Source organism: Mesorhizobium sp. Cs1299R1N3 (assembly GCF_037179625.1).
GTDB classification, from domain to species: domain Bacteria; phylum Pseudomonadota; class Alphaproteobacteria; order Rhizobiales; family Rhizobiaceae; genus Mesorhizobium; species Mesorhizobium salmacidum.
In genome coordinates, this window is the sequence record NZ_JAPYKQ010000047.1 from 1 (window position 1) to 656 (window position 656).

Genomic DNA, 656 nt, shown 5'->3' on the forward strand with positions numbered 1-656 from the left:
TAGAGCGCGCGCAGGGCCTTCAAATTCTTGGTCAGGCGCTGCTTCTGCAGCTTGGGATCGGCGAGCAGTTCCTCGAGCTCGGCCTGTTCGGCGATCAGTGCATCATGTTCGCGCCTGAGCTCCATTTCCTCGAGCTTGCGCAAGGACCGCAGCCGCATGTTCAGGATCGCCTCGGCCTGGCGGTCGGTCAGCTCGAACTCGGCCATCATCACCGGCTTGGGCTCGTCCTCGGTGCGGATGATCTCGATCACCCGATCCAGGTTGAGAAAGGCGATGATATAGCCGTCGAGCAGCTCCATCCGGTCGGCGATCTTGGCGAGCCGGTGCGCGGTGCGGCGCTGGAGCACGATGAACTGGTGATCGACCCAGCCGAGCAGCGCCTCGCGCAGGGACATCACGCGCGGCGTGCGGCGTGCGTCGAGCACGTTGAGGTTCAGGCTGACCCGGTTTTCCAGGTCGCTCATCCGGAACAGGCTTTCCATCAGCAAGGTCGCATCGACCGTGCGGGCGCGCGGCTCGATCACGATGCGCACCTCCGAATCGGATTCGTCGCGCACGTCCGCCAGGATCGGCAGCTTCTTGTCGTTGATGATCGTCGCGATCTGCTCGATCAGCTTGCCCTTCTGGACGCCGTACGGAATCTCGGTGACGACCGC

General features: G+C 63.7%; 1 protein-coding gene. It reads right to left on the reverse strand.

Annotated elements, in window-relative coordinates; genetic code table 11:
* Nucleotides 1–656: DNA gyrase subunit A (locus O7B34_RS31875; protein WP_337149704.1), on the reverse strand; the 656-nt coding region annotated here is incomplete at both ends.